Origin of the sequence: Pseudoalteromonas sp. HM-SA03, assembly GCF_002289345.1 — a bacterium.
Lineage (GTDB): Bacteria > Pseudomonadota > Gammaproteobacteria > Enterobacterales > Alteromonadaceae > Pseudoalteromonas.
On the sequence record NZ_NSDG01000160.1, the window covers coordinates 1 to 290 of the forward strand.

Here is a 290-nt window from a genome sequence, read left to right on the forward strand (position 1 = left end):
TAGGATTTGAGTTCAAAAGGCAGGCCTTTAGGCATATGTTTTCGTGGGCTGCCAGCAAAGCGTAGTAGGCTATTTGGTTGTTTTCCCAGCTTCGCATGGTCGATGCGTTTTTTGATACTGGTGTAGTCTGAGGTTTCAGGCGTTGCGGCGATTTTGGCTCTAATAGGGTTTAGGTCTACGTAGGCTAGACAAGCGACCAACGCCGCCTCGTCCAGCAGGGCTTGGGATTTAAATCGACCTTCCCAGAATCGACCTGTACAATTATCTTCTTTATTTGCTCGCCGGGCGAT

General features: G+C 49.0%; 1 pseudogene. It reads right to left on the reverse strand.

Going from position 1 to position 290, the window contains the following annotated elements:
- Positions 1-290, reverse strand: a pseudogene (locus tag CKO50_RS23130) (transposase); the annotation flags it as partial.